Genomic DNA, 17,206 nt, shown 5'->3' with positions numbered 1-17,206 from the left:
TTAAAAATGCTGCGGAAAATTGGAGCAGGAAAAAGAGCGGGGCCAGCCAACCCTGTTTATTCCTTCTGCAATTGGCTAGAATATCCCGTTTTTAAATCACATCGACCCCGAGAGTTTTCACGATGTTTGAAGTCAATCCTGTATTAAACAAGCTTAAGGAGCTGTCTGAGAGGACCGAGCTGCTTAGGGGGTACCTTTGACTATGACGCCAAGAAAGAGCGTCTAGAAGAGGTCAATGCCGAGCTGGAACAGCCGGATGTCTGGAACGAACCCGAGCGCGCACAGGCGCTGGGCAAGGAGCGCGTCTCCCTGGAGAACGTCGTCAGCACCATCGATACCCTGACCCAGGGCGTCGATGACGTCGAGATGCTGGTCAGCCTGGCCGTCGAAGGTGAAGACGAAGAGACCTTCAACGAAGCCGTTGTCGAAGCGGACGAGCTGGAGGCCAAGCTGGTGGATCTCGAGTTCCGTCGCATGTTCTCCGGTCAGCACGACGGTTCCGACTGCTACATCGACATCCAGTCCGGTTCCGGCGGCACCGAGGCCCAGGACTGGGCCAACATGGTGCTGCGCATGTACCTGCGCTGGGGCGATGCCCACGGCTACAAGCCCGAGCTCATCGAATGCTCCGAGGGCGACGTGGCCGGCATCAAGTCCGCCACCATCAAGTTCACCGGCGAGTATGCCTTCGGCTGGCTGCGCACCGAGACCGGCGTGCACCGCCTGGTACGCAAGTCGCCGTTCGATTCCGGCGGCCGTCGCCACACCTCGTTCTGCTCCGTGTTCGTCTACCCCGAGATCGATGATGACATCGAGATCGAGATCAACCCGGCTGATCTTCGCATCGACGTCTACCGCGCCTCCGGTGCGGGTGGTCAGCACGTCAACCGGACCGAGTCCGCGGTGCGTATCACCCACGTGCCGACCGGCGTGGTGGTGCAGTGCCAGAACGACCGTTCCCAGCACAAGAACAAAGATCAGTGTATGAAGCAGTTGAAGGCCAAGCTCTACGAGCTGGAAATTCAAAAGCAGAACGCTGAGAAGCAAGCCCTCGAAGAGACCAAGTCCGACATCGGCTGGGGCAGCCAGATCCGCTCCTACGTACTGGATGATTCCCGTATCAAGGATCTGCGCACCGGCGTCGAAACCCGCAATACCCAATCGGTACTCGACGGCGACTTGGACAAGTTTATCGAAGCCAGCCTGAAATCAGGCCTGTAAACAGAGCAGCAGGAATCACCATGTCTGAACAAACCACCACCCCGGAAGTCGACCAGACTCTCGAACTGAACAACGAGATGCTTGAGCGTCGCTCCAAGCTGGCCGCCTTGCGCGCCCAGGGCAACCCCTTCCCCAACGACTTCCGTCGTGACAGCCTCTCCGGCGATCTGCACGCCGAATTCGGCGACAAGAGCAATGACGAGCTGGTCGCCCTGGGTAAACAGGTGAAGATTGCCGGTCGCATCATGACCCGCCGGATCATGGGCAAGGCATCTTTCGCGACCCTGCAGGACATGGCTGGCAAGATCCAGATCTACGTGACCCGTGACGATCTGCCGGAAGGCTTCTACAACGAGCAGTTCAAGAAGTGGGATCTGGGTGACATCGTCGGTGTCGAGGGTACCCTGTTCCGCACCAACGCCGGTGAGCTCTCCGTACACGTCTCCACCATCCGCCTGCTGACCAAGGCCCTGCGCCCGCTGCCCGAGAAGCACAAGGGTCTGACCGACCAGGAAGCCCGCTGCCGCCAGCGTTACCTGGACCTGATCGCCAACGAAGAGTCTCGCAAGACCTTCGTGACCCGCACCAAGGTGGTGGCCGGCATTCGCAAGTTCCTGAACGACAAGCGCTTCATGGAAGTGGAAACCCCCATGATGCAAGTCATCCCGGGTGGCGCCTCCGCACGTCCCTTCATCACCCACCACAATGCGCTGGACATCGACATGTACCTGCGTATCGCTCCGGAACTCTATCTGAAGCGTCTGGTGGTCGGTGGTTTCGAGCGTGTCTACGAGATCAACCGCAACTTCCGCAACGAAGGCATCTCCGTTCGCCATAACCCCGAGTTCACCATGCTCGAGTTCTATATGGCCTACGCCGATTACATCGATCTGATGGATCTCACCGAAGAGATGCTGCGCACCCTGGCACAGGACATCCTGGGCGACACCAGGATCCGTTACGCCAAAGAGGGCGAAGAGGGCCTGACCATCGATTTCGGTCAGCCGTTCCAGCGCCTCTCCATGGTCGACTCTATCCTGAAGTACAACCCGGGTGTGACCCGTGACGATCTGGCCACTCTTGAGAAGGCCACCGCCGTCGCCAAGGGCCTGAAGATCGAGCTGATGAAGAGCTGGGAGCTGGGCCACGTGATCACCGCGATCTTCGAAGAGACCGTGGAACACATGCTGCTGCAACCGACCTTCATCACCGAGTACCCGGCCGCCGTCTCCCCGCTGGCCCGTCGCAACGACCAGAACCCGGACGTCACCGACCGCTTCGAGTTCTTCATCGGCGGCCGCGAGCTGGCCAACGGCTTCTCCGAGCTGAACGATGCGGAAGATCAGGCCGAGCGCTTCCAGGCCCAGGTTGACCAGAAAGCCGCAGGGGACGACGAAGCCATGTTCTACGACGCCGACTTCGTCACCGCGCTGGAACACGGTCTGCCGCCGACCGCCGGTCAGGGTATCGGTATCGACCGTCTGGTGATGCTGTTCACCAACAGCCACACCATCCGCGACGTCATCCTGTTCCCGGCCTTGCGTCCACAAAAGTAAGCGCCGCAGAAACAGGGCCGCAGCAAAACGCTGCCGTCCATGGCAATCAAAACGCCCCGCAATTGCGGGGCGTTTTTTTATGCCGGACACAACCGGTGGCGAACCTTCAATACGCCACCAACTTGCCGCTTATCAGGCCGGTGGCAGCAGCCACTCCCCCTGCCACAGGGTCAGCGCGCGGCCCGCCATCAGCACCCGCTCCTCCTGCAATTCCAGCCTGAGATCCCCGCCTCGGGCCGAGATCTGGCGGGCCCGCAATTGCCGTTTGCCGAGCCGCTCGGCCCAGAAGGGCACCAGGGCGCAGTGGTTGGAGCCGGTCACCGGATCCTCGTCCACCCCGACCCAGGGGGCGAAATAGCGGGAGACGAAGTCGTCCTCTCCCCGGCTCGATGGCGCCGTCACCATGATCCCCCGGCCCGGCAGCGCCCGCAGGGCGTGAAAATCGGGGGTAAGCGCGCGGACCTCTTCCTCGCTACCGAGCTCAAGCAGGAACTTGGCCCCGGCCGCCAGGGTTTGCAGCGGCTGGCAACCGACCGCAGCCGCATAGGCCGGATCTAGAACGAGCGGCGCCAGGGCAATGCGCGGAAAATCGAGCCAGATCCACTCCCCTTCCCGCCGGGCCACCAACTCACCGCTGCGGGTCGCGAAGCGGATGGGGAGATCCCCCGACACCGCCCCCGTCTGCCACAGCACATGGGCCGCCGCCAGGGTACCATGGCCGCACAAATCCACCTCCACTTGCGGGGTGAACCAGCGCAACCCGTAATGCCCCTCTCCCAGTTGGGTCAGAAAGGCGCTCTCAGAGAGGTTGAACTCCGCTGCCATGGCCTGCAGCTCGGCGTCGGGCCGCGCTGCCCCCAGCACCACCACGGCGGGGTTGCCTCCGAAGGGGTGATGGCTGAAGGCGTTGACATGATAGAGACGGGACATGGTTGCTCCTTGGGGCATGAGAGATCCCCGGGACAGGGGGCTCGGCAAGGCCATTTTTATATCACGGGCCCCCCGGGGCTGAGATGGATTTTGGCTTTATAAATTCATAAATCGCATAAAGAAGATATTTTTATTCTTTGTTGTTATTCATTACACCCCTTACCCTGACCAAAAATCAGACCATGGAAGACATGTGTGATGCCATTGACAGCCCCCACCCTGAGCCCGCTCTCTGACGAACAGCAGCGCCAGCTCAACCAAGTTCTCACCACCCTCAATACCCAGCAACTGGCCTGGGTCAGCGGTTATCTCTACGGCCTCTCCCAGGCGGGCGTCCAGCCCGTGGCGAGCGCAGGCGTAGAAGTCGCTGCTCCCGGCGGCAGCCTGACCATTCTCTACGGCTCCCAGACCGGGAATGCCAAGGGCGTGGCCAGCGCCATCAAGGCCCAGGCCGAGGCCCGCGGCCTGCCGGTGACCCTCACCTCCATGGCGGACTACAAACCCAAGCAGCTCAAGAAAGAGAGCCACCTGCTGGTGGTAGTGAGCACTTACGGGGAGGGGGAGCCCCCCGAGAGCGCCGTCGATCTGTTCGAGCAGCTCAAGAAGGGCAAGGTCGGCAAGCTGGAAGGGCTCAAGTTTGCCGTGCTGGGGCTGGGTGACAGCTCCTATGAGTTCTTCTGTCAGACCGGCAAGGATTTCGATGGTTTCCTCGCCAAGGCAGGGGCAGAGCGCATCCATGAGCTAGCTAGCCTCGATGTGGATTATCAGGATGCCGCCAAGGCCTGGGGCGAGCAGGCCGTTGCGGCGGTCGCCGCCACCCTCTCTGCCGGCGCCGCGACCGCCAGCGTGGCGGGCTCGGTGCAGGCCGCCGTCGGCCACAGCCAGTACAACAAGGAGAACCCCTTCCCGGCCAGACTCTCGGTGAACCAGAAGATCACCGGCCGCGACTCCACCAAGGACATCCGTCACATCGAGATCAACCTGGAAGAGTCCGGCATCACCTATCAACCGGGGGATGCGCTCGGTATCTGGTTCGACAACGACGCCGATCTCGTGGGGGAAGTGCTGGCCCTGACCGGTCTGACCGGTGACGAGGCCACCCCCCATGGCAGCCTGCGTGAGGCGCTGACCCGTCACTACGAACTGACCCGGCTGCACGGGGGCCTGATCACTGGCCTCGCCGAGATCACGGACAACGCGGCGCTGAAGGATCTGGCCGGTGACAAGGCCCAGGTCAACGCCCTGGTCGCCTCTGCTCAAGTGGTGGACGTACTGAAACGCTTCCCGGCTTCCTTGAGTGCCGATCAACTGATCGCACTGCTGCGCCCCCTCACCCCCCGCCTCTACTCCATCGCCTCCGCCCAGAGCGAGGTGGAAGAAGAGGTGCACCTGACCGTCGGCGTGGTGCGCTACCGCCAAGAAGATGGCACAGTGCGAAGCGGCGGCGCCTCCTCCTATCTGGCGGACCGTCTGCCGGAAGATGCCGAGGTCCGGGTGTTCGTGGAGCACAACGACAACTTCCGCCTGCCCGCCAATCCCGACACCCCCGTCATCATGGTGGGCCCGGGCACCGGCATTGCCCCGTTCCGCGCCTTCCTGCAGGAGCGGGAAGCACAGGGGGCAGAGGGCAAGAACTGGCTCTTCTTCGGCAATCCCCACTTCACCCAGGACTTCCTCTATCAGGTGGAGTGGCAGCGTTATGTGAAATCGGGCCTGCTGTCCAAGATCTCCCTGGCCTTCAGCCGGGATCAGGCCAACAAGATTTATGTGCAGGACCGCCTGCGCGAGGCAGGGCTTGAGCTCTACCAGTGGCTGGAAGCAGGCGCTCACTTCTATGTGTGTGGCGACGCCAACCACATGGCGAAGGATGTGCAGGAAGCCCTGCTGGAAGTGATTGCGGAACACGGCCACAAGAGCCGTGAGGAAGCAGAAGAGTATCTGAGCGAATTGCGTCGTGCCAAACGTTATCAAAGGGATGTCTATTGATGAGCAAACAACTTATTCCGGGACCGGTCGAAGGGCCGCTGGCTGACAACGAACGCCTCAAGCGCGAGAGCAACTTCCTGCGCGGCACCATCGCCGAAGATCTGCAGGACCCGCTCACCGGCGGCTTCAACGGCGACAACTTCCAGCTGATCCGCTTCCACGGCATGTATCAGCAGGATGACCGCGACATCCGCCCGGAGCGCGCCGCCCAGAAGCTGGAGCCCCTGCACAACGTCATGCTGCGCGCCCGCCTGCCCGGCGGCATCATCACCCCGGCCCAGTGGCAGGTGATCGACAAGTTCGCCGAAGAACACAGCATGTACGGCAGCATCCGCCTGACCACTCGCCAGACCTTCCAGTTCCACGGGGTACTGAAGCGCGACATCAAGCTGATGCACCAGACCCTCAACAGCACCGGTATCGACTCCATCGCCACTGCGGGGGACGTAAACCGCAACGTGCTCTGCACCAGCAACCCGGTGGAGTCCGAGTTGCACCAGGAGGCCTACGAGTGGGCCAAGAAGATCTCCGAGCACCTGCTGCCCAAGACCCGCGCCTACGTGGAGATCTGGCTGGATGGCGAGAAGCTGGGGGGTGACGAGGAGCCGATCCTGGGCTCCAACTACCTGCCGCGCAAATTCAAGACGACCGTGGTCATCCCGCCCCACAACGATGTGGACATCCACGCCAACGATCTCAACTTCGTGGCCATTGCCGAACACGGCAAGCTGGTGGGCTTCAACGTGCTGGTGGGGGGCGGTCTGGCCATGACCCACGGCGACACCACCACCTACCCGCGCAAAGCGAGCGACTTTGGCTTCATTCCGCTCTCCCACGTGCTGGAGGTGGCGGCCGCCGTGGTCAGCACCCAGCGCGACTGGGGCAACCGGGTCAACCGCAAGAACGCCAAGACCAAGTACACCCTTGAACGGGTGGGGGTCGAGGCCTTCAAGGCCGAGGTGGAGAACCGCGCCGGCATCCAGTTCGGGCCGGTTCACCCCTATGAATTCACCAGCCGTGGCGATCGCTTTGGCTGGGTGGAGGGGATCGACGGCAAGCACCACCTGACCCTGTTTATCGAGAACGGCCGCCTGCTGGACTTCCCGGGCAAGCCCCTCAAGACCGGCATGCTGGAGATCGCCAAGGTGCATCAGGGGGACTTCCGCCTGACCGCCAACCAGAACCTCATCATCGCGGGCGTGCCTGCCGGCGAGAAGGCCCGCATCGAGGCGCTGGCGCGCCAGTACGGTCTGCTGGATGACGGCGTGAGCGAGCAGCGCAAGCAGTCCATGGCCTGTGTGGCCCTGCCCACCTGCCCCCTGGCAATGGCCGAGGCCGAGCGCATGCTGCCTGCCTTCGTCACCGACATCGAGGGGCTGCTGGCCAAGCACGGCCTGGCGGATGACGCCATCATCTTCCGGGTCACCGGCTGCCCCAACGGCTGCGGCCGCGCCATGCTGGCGGAAGTGGGTCTGGTGGGCAAGGCGCCGGGTCGCTACAACCTGCACCTGGGGGGCAACCTCGAGGGGACCCGCATCCCGCGCCTGCATCTGGAGAACATCACCGAGCCGCAGATCCTGGCCGAGCTGGACGCCCTGATCGGCCGCTGGGCGAGCGAACGCAACCCGGACGAGTGCTTCGGCGATTTTGTCATTCGCGCCGGGATCATCGCCCCGGTTATCGACTCCGCGAGGGACTTCTATGCAGCCTGAACAGACTGATACAGCCCGGCTTGCGCGCACCGCCGACGGCCGGCTCGACCTCGACGCCCTGCTGGCCCTGAGCCGGGAGGAGCAGGTCGAGGCGCTGGCCCCCCTCAACCGGGCGCTGGACGCCATGAGCGCCCCCGAGCGGGTGCGCTGGGCCCTGGTCAACCTGCCGGGGGAGCATGTGCTGTCGTCGAGTTTCGGTATCCAGGCGGCGCTCATGCTGCACCTGGTGAGCCGCGAGCGGGCCGACGTGCCCGTGGTGCTGACCGACACCGGTTATCTCTTCCCCGAGACCTACCGCTTCATCGACGAGCTGACCGAGCGTCTCGCGCTCAACCTCAAGATCTACCGGGCCGAACTCAGCCCGGCCTGGCAGGAGGCCCGCTTCGGCCTCCTGTGGGAGCAGGGGGTGGAGGGGATCACCCGCTACAACCAGCTCAACAAGGTGGAGCCCATGGACCGCGCCCTGAACGAGCTGGGTGCCCGCACCTGGTTCTCGGGCCTGCGCCGTGAGCAGTCCGGCAGCCGGGGCAAGCTGCCGGTGCTGGCCATCCAGCGCGGTCGCTTCAAGTTCCTGCCGGTGATCGACTGGAGCAACAAGGACGTCTTCTACTACTTCAAGGAGTTCGACCTCCCCTACCACCCCTTGTGGGAGCAGGGTTACCTCTCGGTCGGCGACGTGCACACCACCGCCAAGTGGGAGCCCGGCATGAGCGAGGAGCAGACCCGCTTCTTCGGCCTCAAGCGCGAGTGTGGCCTGCATGAGGAAGGTGGCGAGAGCGACGGCTCCGGCATCTGATCCCCCGGTCCGGCCATGTGCTGCGCTGCGCCCACAAAAAAACGCCCGGCAACTGCCGGGCGTTTTTCTTTGCGCAAAAGGGCGACGTTCCACCCCTCATTACATGGCGGCGGCGCGCGCCTGATTCAGCCAGTCGTTCACCAGCGCCTCGTGGCCCTTGAGCCAGGCATCGGCATGACGTTCCACGTCCGCCGGCTTGTTCTGCCCCTTGTTCATCAGGCCGTTCTGCACGTTGATGTCATTCAGCGGCAGCTTGACGATGGAGAAGAGCTTGGCGGCGGCCGGATTGGCCTCGGCAAACCGCTTGTTGGCAACGATGTGCATGGTGTTCACCGCAAAGCCGTAGTTCTTGCCGTTCGGCAAACGGGTCTTGGCCGCATCCGGGGCGTCGGCGGGGACTTCCAGCCACACCACATCCTTGCCCGGCACCAGTTCGCTGCTGAGCCAGTAGGGGGTCCAGGTGTAATAGAGCACCGGCTTGCCGGCCTGGTAGCGAGCCAGGGTATCGGCGATCAGCGCCGCGTAGTTGCCCTGCTTGTGGGCCACCGTGGGGGTCAGACCAAAGGCGTCGAGGTGATGGTTGATCGCCCCCTCGCAGCCCCAGCCGGGGTTGCAACCAATGAGGTCGGCCTTGCCGTCGCCATCCCCGTCAAACAGCGCCGCCACCTCGGGATCCTTGAGCTGGCCCAGGTTGGTGATGCCGTATTGGGTCGCGGTCTTCTTGTCGATGAGGTACCCCTGGGCGGCACCGTCCACATAGGTGCCCTCACGGAAGAACACCTTGTCGCCCCCCGCCTGCTCGTACTTGTTGTCCTGCAGCGGCACCCAGTTGAACGCGAGGAAGGTACCGTCTCCCTGGGCCACCGAGGCATAAGCCACGTTGTAGTCCACCTCCTGGGCGGGCTGGACATCGTAACCCAGACGCCCCATCAGCTTGCTCACCAGCAGGCTCTGGAAGGCCTCTTCCGGCAAGGAGCTCTGCAAGGGCTGAACGCGAACCCCCTCCCCCGGCAACTCGGCGCTGGCCATGGCGAGCGGGCTCAGCAGTTGGGCACTCAGCAGCAATGTGCCCAGGGTCAATCCTTTGGTGGTCTGTCTCATGCGTTTACTCCTTTGTAATCGATTTTCTTGTCACGACCGGTCAGACGCAGCAGCAGGGCGGCGGGGCCGTGCTGATACCAGCGGCCGGTACGGGTGCGATCCGGTTGCCCCATCGCCTGGGTGAGGCGGTCGAGCACGATGGCCAGCAGCACGATGCCGAGGCCGCCGATGGAGGCGAGCCCCATGTCGAGCCGGCCGATGCCGCGCAGCACCATCTGGCCGAGGCCCCCCACCGCGATCATGGAGGCGATCACCACCATGGAGAGCGCCAGCATCAGGGTCTGGTTGACCCCGGCCATAATGGTGGGCATGGCGAGCGGCAGCTGTACCTTGAACAGCAACTGGGAGGGGCTGGCACCGAATGAGTGGGCCGCCTCCACCAGATCCGCAGGCACCTGGCGAATGCCCAGCATGGTGAGCCGGATCATGGGCGGCAGGGCGAAGATGACGGTCACCACCACCCCGGGCACGTTGCCGATGCCAAACAGCATCACGATGGGGATGAGGTAGACGAACGCCGGGGTGGTCTGCATGGCATCCAGCAGCGGCCGGGTCCAGGTGGAGAGCCGCTCGCTGCGGGCCAGCAGGATGCCGGTGGGCAACCCCAGCAGCACACAGAAGAACAGCGAGGTCAGCACCAGGGACAGGGTCACCATGGCATCGGACCAGGCCCCGATGAGCCCGATCCCCACAAGAGATACGAGCGTGCCGAGCGCCATGCGGCCGTTCACCAGTTGCCAGGCAAGCAGGGCCAGGAGCCCCATCATCAGGGTGGAGGGCACCGTCTGCAGCAGATGGGTCATGGCGTTCAGGGTCAGCTCCACCGGTGCGCGGATCAGCTGGAACAGCGGCCGCAGGTTCTCCACCAGCCAGCCGATGCCCCCTTCCACCCAGGTATCCAGCGGCACCAGCGCCTGCTGGAAAGGATCCAGCCAGTCGATGGCGGTTGTGGTGTCGGCGGCTTCGATCTGGTTCTGCCAGTCGGTGGCCTGGGTGTCGGTACTGCCCCAGGGATCGGACACCTCGGTGGACGCAGGCGCGCTCCAGGGGTCTGCCGCCACCTCATCGGCCCGCAGGGAAGGGCTCGCCAGCAGCACCAGGGCCAGCAGCCCGCTCAGCAACAAATGGGGATTCATCAGCTTCATGCCGGAGTACTCCTGTCCAGGGTGTTGAGCAGATTGGCCTTGGAGATGAGGCCGAGGTAAGTGCCATCCTCCTCGACCACGGGCACCTGACAGGGGGCGGCCGCCACCTGGCTGATCAGTTCATTGAGGGCGGTGTCCGCCAGGATGGGCTGGATGTCCGCCAGCAACGCCTGCTCCAGGCTGCCTTTGGCCCTGACCGCCTGACCGAGCGACTCCACCGAGACGACCCCGAGGAAGCGGCGGCTGCGATCCACCACGTAGCCGAACTCCCGCTCAAGCTCCTTGAGCTGGCGCAGGGCGTTGCCCGGCCCGTCGGTGGTGTGTTTCTTGATGAGGGGCACCTGCTTGCGGCTGGCCACATCGCGGGCGCTGAACACATGGGCCAGATCCACCCCGCGAAAGAAGGCGCGCACATAGTCGTTGGCGGGCTGGTTGAGGATCTCGTCCGGGGTCCCCACCTGCACCAGCTGGCCATCCTGCATGATGGCGATGCGATCGCCGATGCGCATCGCCTCGTCCAGATCGTGGGAGATGAAGACGATGGTGCGCTGCTGACTGGCCTGCAGCTTGAGCAGCTCGTCCTGCATCTCGGTGCGGATCAGGGGATCCAGCGCGGAGAAAGCTTCGTCCATCAGCAGAATGTCGGGGTCATTGGCAAGGGCCCGGGCCAGCCCGACCCGCTGCTTCATGCCGCCGGAGAGGGCATCCGGATAAGCCTCTATCCACTGCCCCAGCCCCACCTGATGGAGCGCCTGACGGGCGCTCTGCTGGCGCTCCGCCAGCGGTACACCGGCCAGCTCCAGCCCGAAGGCGGTATTTTCCAGCACACTCAGGTGCGGCATCAGGGCGAAAGACTGGAATACCATGCTGATCTTCTTGCGGCGCACCCGGCGCAGCTCGCGCTCCGAGATGGCGGCGATGTCCTCGCCATCGATCAGCACCTGGCCGCGGGTCGGCTCGATCAGCCGGTTGAAGAGACGCACCAGGGTGGACTTGCCCGAACCGGAGAGGCCCATCACCACGAAGATCTCCCCTTCGTTGATGGACAGATTGACATCCTGGACCCCCAGGGTCTGTCCGGTCTTTTTCAGGATACTGGCGCGATCATGCCCTTTCGCCAGCAATTTGAACGCTTTATCCGGCTGATCGCCGAAGATTTTGTAGAGGGATTTGACCTCGAGTTTGACTGTCATATTGTCCTTTTTTCTTGGCCGACGCCTTGCCTGGCAAACCGTCGAACGTGAGCCAATTACTTTTAACACTAAGTAATTTCACACCCAAATAAAAGAACCAATTGAAGCCAGCCTAGAAAGGTTAAATTTAACTTATTGATTTTTATTGGTTATTTTCATTCATAAAAATCCATTAAATCACGATAAAAACGCCTATAACAGACAGGTCCGCCACAGTAGCGATGCACTTTCAGCACATTTCATTAATGATTAAAAGGCGTTAGCAGCAGGCGAAAAGAGAGGGTGGGGAGGATGGCGCCCATCGGGGCGATGAATGGCTTATTCATTACATAACTAATCATTTTAATGTCACGCATTCCGGATATTGCTTCAGGCACCTTCAGCCATGCCGGTTCAGCCCCCTTCTCTTTGCGGCAACAGGGCACAAAAAAGCCCCCGGCTTTCGCAAGGGGCTCTTCATGGCATCAGAGGGCTCAGCGCCGCTGCCAGGTCTCGAAACAGTAGGGATGGGGGTTCTTCTCGTCGGGGTGATGGGACTCGCGCTCGATGCAGGACCAGTCGCCCTCGTCGAAGGCCGGGAAGCGGGTATCCCCCTCCACCGCCAGATCGATACGGGTCAGATAGAGCCTGTCGGCCCGTGGCAGTAGCTGGCCATAGAGATGACCGCCCCCGATCACCATCAGCTCCGCGACGTCACTATTCGCCAGCAGTGCCAGTGCGGCCTCCACCGAGTCGATAACCTCCACGCCGTCGGCCCGGTAGTCGGGGTTGCGACTGATCACCAGATTGCGGCGCCCGGGCAGCGGTCGTCCGATGGATTCAAAGGTCTTGCGCCCCATCAACACCGGCTTGCCCAGGGTCACCCGCTTGAAGTGGGCCAGATCCGCCGGCAGGTGCCAGGGCATCTGGTTGTCCAGCCCTATCACCCGATCGTGGGCCATGGCGGCAATCATGGAAATCATCATGGGGTCAACCTCTCGCACCGTCGTCAGATAATGGGGCGGTTACGGTACACGACCAGAGAGGGGATCGCCAAACCGAAACTCAGGGCCCCCACGATAAACAGCGCCTTGAGGCCGTTCTCCACCGCGCTCTGAAGCAGCTCCATGGTCACCCCGGAGATATTGAGCTCGACGATGGCGATCATGGTCTTGAACGCATAGCTGCCCGGGATCATGGGGATGATGGAGGCGACGCTGAACACCGGGCGTGGTGCCAGCAGGCGGCGCGACCAGTAGACACAGACAAAGCCGACCGTGGTCGCCGCTGCCAGGGTGGCCCACTCGATGGGCATGCCGTAGTGGATGAGCAGGGTACGCAGGCTGTGGGCCAACGCGCCCCCCATGGCGCAGTATTTGAGCATCCGTGGCGGCACGTTGAACAGCATGGCAAAGCCCACCGCCGGAATGGCCGACCAGAAGGCATCCTTGGCCAGCAGCCAGAGCAGTTCCATCATACCTTCCACCCCCAGATACCGGTCACCGACATGGCGAGAATGATCCCTATGGCTGCACTGATGGTCAGCAGTGTCGCCGTGCCCCAGCGGGCCAGCCCCATGTTGAAGTAACCCTTCACCATGTCGGAGACCGCATTGATGAGCGGGAACCCCGGCACCAGCAGCAACACGCTGGCGGCCATGGCGAGATAGGGTTGTTCGCCCCAGCCGAAGAAGGTGGCGCTGGAGGCGAGCAGGGTGGCGATGAAACCGGTGGCGGCAAAGTTGATGAGGGGACTGTGGTGATGGCGGGCAATGAGCTGGCGCACCCGCATGGCGACCGAGGCCGAGCAGCAGGTCACCAGGAAGATGGGCCAGTCACCGCCAAACAGCAGGCTGAAGGCACCGCAGGAGAGCCCCACCATGGGCACCACCAGCCAGGGGTGATAGTGGAACGGCGTGATGGCCTCGAGGCGCTGACGTACCTCGCGCGCGCCGATAAGCGACTTTTCCGTCATGATGCAGATGCGCTGGATTTCGCACACCACCTGCATGTTGATGCCGTGCTCCCGCACCCGGCGGGTGGTGGTGACGCAACTGCCCTGGTAGAGGCTGGTGAGGACGATGGCGCTGGAAGAGATGGCCATCTCGACGCTCTCCAGCCCGAGCGCCATGCCGAGCCGGACCGTGGTCTGCTCGATGATGCGGCTCTCCGCCCCAAACTGGGCCAGCATCTGGCCCGCCTTGACGATGATCCGGGTGATCTCCGTCTGCTGCTCTCGCGACAGCACCCTTCCTGGTGTGATGCTTCTCATGATCCCTTTGAGTCATAGCAAGATGAAATGTGTCTGGATATTACCCCAAAATAAATACACCTTCATCCATCTCTATCGGACTGCGGGCACTGGTCACTATTATTCAGCCGCCCGGGGAATATTTGCAGCAAATAAAAAACAATTCACCCAACTTGCTTAACAACTTGTTTGAGAAGGGGTGAAACAAATTAATAAATACCCTGTTTTTTTATATCTTGAACAGGGCCGTGAATTATTTCCGTTTCAGATAACTGGAAAACGCTATCACATTATCCGGCAGCGGGGGCTCTGCCATTTCCTGACAAGATTCGTTCTGCAGATCCAGAATGTGCTGGCGCATGGCGTAGACGGAGTCATGCATCATGTTGGCTATCCGGATGCAGCTGTCGAGGTTGTTTCTTGCCAGGCGGCGCTGGCAGTCGATGCGAAATTGCAGACCTCGCAACCGACGTTGCCGCTCTGGCCCCACCTGGGCGATCAGGGTCTCTATCTGCTGGTGCAGCAGCGCGTCGAGTCGCTCCGGCTCGGCCAGCGCCCAGTACTTCAGGGTATCGAAATCAGGCAGCTCCATATACCCTCCTGGCCGGACCTCGCCCATGGAATGGAACGACGCCGGGCACATCACTATTTCACTGTCCCTAGGGAAGGTTATATAGGATGGTGGCGATTTTGGGCCATTCACCGCCGAGCCACAGGAGTCCGGTTTTTGGCACGAATTGCGCATCGTTGGCGGAAAAAATCATTTATTCCTTATGATTCATGAAATTAACCGAATCCGGCCTGCGTCAGTTTTTTTATAAAATTTCAGCGCCATTTTCCTCGGCCTTATGCCTTATTAAGGGACTTTCCTCAAAATTGTTTTTCATTCGACTCTCTCCCTGACTCGATGCCCTCCCCTTGCCTCATCCGGCGGTTTAACATATCTCACTGATTATGTTATTTTATTTACCACTTTATTGCGGCAACCAAGGGCAGACCATGAGCAAGGCAAGAATCGGTATCGTCACCGTCAGCGATCGCGCCAGTGCAGGCATCTACGAAGATCTCTCCGGCAAGGCCATCATCGACACCCTGAACGCCTACCTGACCTCGGAATGGGAGCCCGTCTATCAGGTGATCCCCGACGAGCAGGATCAGATTGAGGCGACCCTGGTTCGGCTGGTGGACGATGAGCAGTGCTGCCTTGTCGTTACCACGGGGGGCACAGGGCCGGCCAGGCGGGATGTGACCCCGGAGGCCACCGAGGCGGTGTGCGATCGCATGATGCCGGGCTTTGGCGAGCTGATGCGGGCCGAGTCCCTCAAGTTCGTGCCGACCGCCATCCTGTCGCGCCAGACCGCCGGCCTGCGCGGCAGCTCGCTCATCGTCAACCTGCCGGGCAAGCCCAAATCGATCCGCGAGTGCCTGGATGCGGTCTTCCCCGCCATTCCCTACTGCATCGACCTGATGGAAGGGCCCTATCTCGAGTGCGACGAGGCCATCATCAAGCCGTTCCGCCCGAAGAAATAAGCACTGGGCGGGGATTTCCCCCGCCCTTTGCTCATTTGCGCCCATACACCTTGACCCCTGCCCTGCTCCCTTCCGAATTGCCGTACACCTCGATGCGCTTGATGCAGAGCCGGCTGCCGAGTGATTGCCACCCCGACTCCTGATCCTCTTTCAACACCTTGTCGAAATAGAGGGTCTTGCTGCGATCGTTGCCGTAGAACACCTTGACCCGCTCTAGGGTCAACTCCCGCCCTGCCTTGACCATGATGGATTTGGTCGGCCGACAGGCGAGCATGGGAATGATGGCGGGATGATCGCCGACCCCGAGCAGAATGGTCTGCCCCAAGCGGATATCCTCGTCGGCCATGGCCGGGGGAACAGCAGCCCCCAGCAGCGCCATGGGTACGCAGATGCGCAACGCGCGGGCAAGAGTGGACGAGGAGTGAAGGGAAAACAGCGCTGACATGATGCCTCCTGAAAAAAGGAGTCATGATAAGGGCCCGATGCCAGACCCAAGCTGTACTGGCCCTGTACCAGGGGCCATGACAATGGCCGGAGGCCCGTGTGGGTAACGGGGGCCTGGGCCCCCGTTACCCCTGCCGGACGCGCTAACCGCCCCATATGGCCGACAGCCGCGACTCCATGGCCTCTTCCTCCTCGTCAGGCAACTCGGTGAAGAAGTCGAGCCCGGTCTGCTCCTCCACCTCATCCACCGTCACCACATAGTCCGCCAGCCGACTGGCCGAGACGTTCTCTTGCGGCAGGATGAAGGCGATGGCCCGCTTGCCCGCCAGATCCATCACCACCCGGTAGTAGGCGTGGGGCACGGTCACGCCGTTGCCGATGGCGCCATCGGAGTGGGTGAAGATGGGGCCGGTGATCACCTGCACGCTCTTGTAGGTAATGGCCCACTGCCGGGTCTTCTCCTCCAGGATGCGCCAGGCCCCCTGGTTGAGCGCCGGCAGTTGCGGGGTCATGTTGGTCAGCAGGAAGCTCTGCTTCATGGTGTTGGCGGTGGAGCGCATGTCCGCCGCCGGCGCCTGGTGGCCGCGGTCATAGCCCGAGCCCTTGTAGTCCGACAGGGTGGCGCGAAACTGCACCGGCACCTCCTTGTCCTCGGCGAAGGCATCCTTGCGCGGCACCTGGCCCTGGGCGCTGGCGGCCGTCATCCGGTAAGAGACCCAGTCAGAGACCTTGGTGTCGTAGTTGTACCCGGCGGCATAGCCCTCCCGGCACAACAGCTGACTGGATTGACCGGGTACCCCCAGGGTGACGTGCTCCCCGCACTGGAATCCCGCCGCCAGGCTCGGGAAGGTGGTGAGAGTGAATCCGATAGCCAGAACTAATTTATTGATATTATTCATTATTATGCCACTCCTTGTGTTAGGCGGAGTGATTTGACACCAGGTCGGATGAGTAAGGCAATCGCACAAATAGCGAGCAATCCGGAAATGTGAAGAGGACGGCAAAACAGCAAACAAGGCGCCGCCAACCGGGGGATTGTCATCCCGCCGTCACTGTGCTGAGGGGGGAATTTCTCCAGCACTATCAGAGAGATAAGGGGTCAACACCGAGGCACTCTGTCAGCGCAGCGCCCGGCTCCCGCCACGCACGCCCCTGGCCGGGCCAGGGAATATCGAAAAAATCCCAACGAAATAAGGGATCCTCAAGCCCGATAATTAGTCCGCGCTTGTTTGCTCGAGATCAAACGGAGCCATGAAAAGCCCTCTAGAATCAGCCCGTCATCTATTTGGGGCGCCATGAAAGGGGGCCGTTCATTGCGAAAATGCCCGCAGGATTTCTCCTCCATGAATAAGCGTGCCCCGTT

The 17,206-nt window shown here is 61.9% G+C and carries 16 protein-coding genes; 6 read left to right on the top strand and 10 right to left on the bottom strand.

What is annotated here, in order from left to right:
* Positions 1–122 precede the first annotated feature (122 nt).
* Both prfB and lysS read left to right on the top strand, forming a co-directional pair.
* Positions 123–1,221 (top strand): peptide chain release factor 2 gene (prfB, locus tag AB5Y89_RS16125; protein WP_102948437.1). Its coding sequence is split into 2 segments (ribosomal slippage): positions 123–197 and positions 199–1,221, totalling 1,098 coding nucleotides; the frame shifts between segments, so codons are not numbered across the junction.
* 77 nt (positions 1,222–1,298) lie between these two features.
* Positions 1,299–2,777 carry a lysine--tRNA ligase gene (gene lysS, locus AB5Y89_RS16120; RefSeq protein ID WP_223302609.1) on the top strand — a complete coding sequence of 493 codons (1,479 nt, stop codon included), beginning with the start codon at positions 1,299–1,301 and terminating at the stop codon, positions 2,775–2,777.
* 132 nt (positions 2,778–2,909) lie between these two features.
* Here lysS and AB5Y89_RS16115 read toward each other — a convergent pair whose 3' ends face one another.
* Positions 2,910–3,707 (bottom strand): PhzF family phenazine biosynthesis protein, encoded by a 798-nt coding sequence (locus AB5Y89_RS16115; protein ID WP_368224168.1) that lies wholly within the window; start codon positions 3,705–3,707, stop codon positions 2,910–2,912.
* Between the two features lie 198 nt (positions 3,708–3,905).
* Here AB5Y89_RS16115 and AB5Y89_RS16110 point away from each other — a divergent pair, with 198 nt between their 5' ends.
* From AB5Y89_RS16110 to AB5Y89_RS16100, 3 genes are read left to right on the top strand one after another with little or no spacing between them, the layout of a single operon-like run.
* Positions 3,906–5,693 carry an assimilatory sulfite reductase (NADPH) flavoprotein subunit gene (locus AB5Y89_RS16110; protein WP_160838094.1) on the top strand — a complete coding sequence of 596 codons (1,788 nt, stop codon included), beginning with the start codon at positions 3,906–3,908 and terminating at the stop codon, positions 5,691–5,693.
* On the top strand, positions 5,693–7,405 hold the full coding sequence (gene cysI / locus AB5Y89_RS16105; protein ID WP_069652077.1) for an assimilatory sulfite reductase (NADPH) hemoprotein subunit: 1,713 nt from the start codon (positions 5,693–5,695) through the stop codon (positions 7,403–7,405). Before AB5Y89_RS16110 ends, cysI begins: the two co-directional genes overlap by 1 nt.
* Positions 7,395–8,201 carry a phosphoadenylyl-sulfate reductase gene (locus AB5Y89_RS16100; protein ID WP_368224167.1) on the top strand — a complete coding sequence of 269 codons (807 nt, stop codon included), beginning with the start codon at positions 7,395–7,397 and terminating at the stop codon, positions 8,199–8,201. The genes cysI and AB5Y89_RS16100 overlap by 11 nt, the downstream gene beginning before the upstream one ends.
* A gap of 99 nt (positions 8,202–8,300) precedes the next feature.
* Here the strand turns inward: AB5Y89_RS16100 and proX are convergent, their stop codons facing one another.
* From proX to AB5Y89_RS16065, 7 genes are all read right to left on the bottom strand, one after another.
* The gene (gene proX, locus AB5Y89_RS16095; RefSeq protein ID WP_368224166.1) at positions 8,301–9,302 is read right to left on the bottom strand and encodes a glycine betaine/L-proline ABC transporter substrate-binding protein ProX; all 1,002 of its coding nucleotides are present in this window, start codon (positions 9,300–9,302) and stop codon (positions 8,301–8,303) included.
* Positions 9,299–10,447, bottom strand: a complete 1,149-nt coding sequence (gene proW, locus AB5Y89_RS16090) for a glycine betaine/L-proline ABC transporter permease ProW (RefSeq protein WP_368224165.1) — start codon at positions 10,445–10,447, stop codon at positions 9,299–9,301. Before proW ends, proX begins: the two co-directional genes overlap by 4 nt.
* Positions 10,444–11,640, bottom strand: a complete 1,197-nt coding sequence (gene proV, locus AB5Y89_RS16085) for a glycine betaine/L-proline ABC transporter ATP-binding protein ProV (protein ID WP_043154281.1) — start codon at positions 11,638–11,640, stop codon at positions 10,444–10,446. The genes proW and proV overlap by 4 nt, the downstream gene beginning before the upstream one ends.
* A 473-nt stretch (positions 11,641–12,113) precedes the next feature.
* Positions 12,114–12,605, bottom strand: a complete 492-nt coding sequence (gene folA / locus AB5Y89_RS16080; RefSeq protein ID WP_368224164.1) for a type 3 dihydrofolate reductase — start codon at positions 12,603–12,605, stop codon at positions 12,114–12,116.
* 23 nt (positions 12,606–12,628) lie between these two features.
* Positions 12,629–13,096, bottom strand: coding sequence for a threonine/serine exporter family protein (locus tag AB5Y89_RS16075; RefSeq protein ID WP_010675437.1), 468 nt, complete (start codon positions 13,094–13,096; stop codon positions 12,629–12,631).
* The gene (locus tag AB5Y89_RS16070) at positions 13,093–13,890 is read right to left on the bottom strand and encodes a threonine/serine exporter ThrE family protein (RefSeq protein ID WP_042014428.1); all 798 of its coding nucleotides are present in this window, start codon (positions 13,888–13,890) and stop codon (positions 13,093–13,095) included. Before AB5Y89_RS16070 ends, AB5Y89_RS16075 begins: the two co-directional genes overlap by 4 nt.
* A gap of 232 nt (positions 13,891–14,122) precedes the next feature.
* Positions 14,123–14,461, bottom strand: coding sequence for a DUF3135 domain-containing protein (locus AB5Y89_RS16065; protein ID WP_010675440.1), 339 nt, complete (start codon positions 14,459–14,461; stop codon positions 14,123–14,125).
* 407 nt (positions 14,462–14,868) lie between these two features.
* On the opposite strand from AB5Y89_RS16065, the gene mog reads away from it, so the two are divergent.
* Positions 14,869–15,399, top strand: coding sequence for a molybdopterin adenylyltransferase (gene mog, locus AB5Y89_RS16060; protein ID WP_041212474.1), 531 nt, complete (start codon positions 14,869–14,871; stop codon positions 15,397–15,399).
* 31 nt (positions 15,400–15,430) lie between these two features.
* Here mog and AB5Y89_RS16055 read toward each other — a convergent pair whose 3' ends face one another.
* A complete protein-coding gene (locus AB5Y89_RS16055) occupies positions 15,431–15,778 on the bottom strand; it encodes a DUF2541 family protein (protein WP_103255340.1) in 348 nt (115 codons plus the stop codon).
* 208 nt (positions 15,779–15,986) lie between these two features.
* Complete coding sequence (locus tag AB5Y89_RS16050; protein WP_368224163.1) at positions 15,987–16,742, bottom strand: DNA/RNA non-specific endonuclease; 756 nt, start codon at positions 16,740–16,742, stop codon at positions 15,987–15,989.
* Between the last annotated feature and the right edge of the window lie 464 nt (positions 16,743–17,206).

The organism is Aeromonas sp. s4 (genome assembly GCF_040907855.1).
GTDB classification, from domain to species: domain Bacteria; phylum Pseudomonadota; class Gammaproteobacteria; order Enterobacterales; family Aeromonadaceae; genus Aeromonas; species Aeromonas caviae.
The sequence above is the reverse complement of the archived record's forward strand: the minus strand, read 5'-3'. Positions and strand labels throughout refer to the sequence as shown.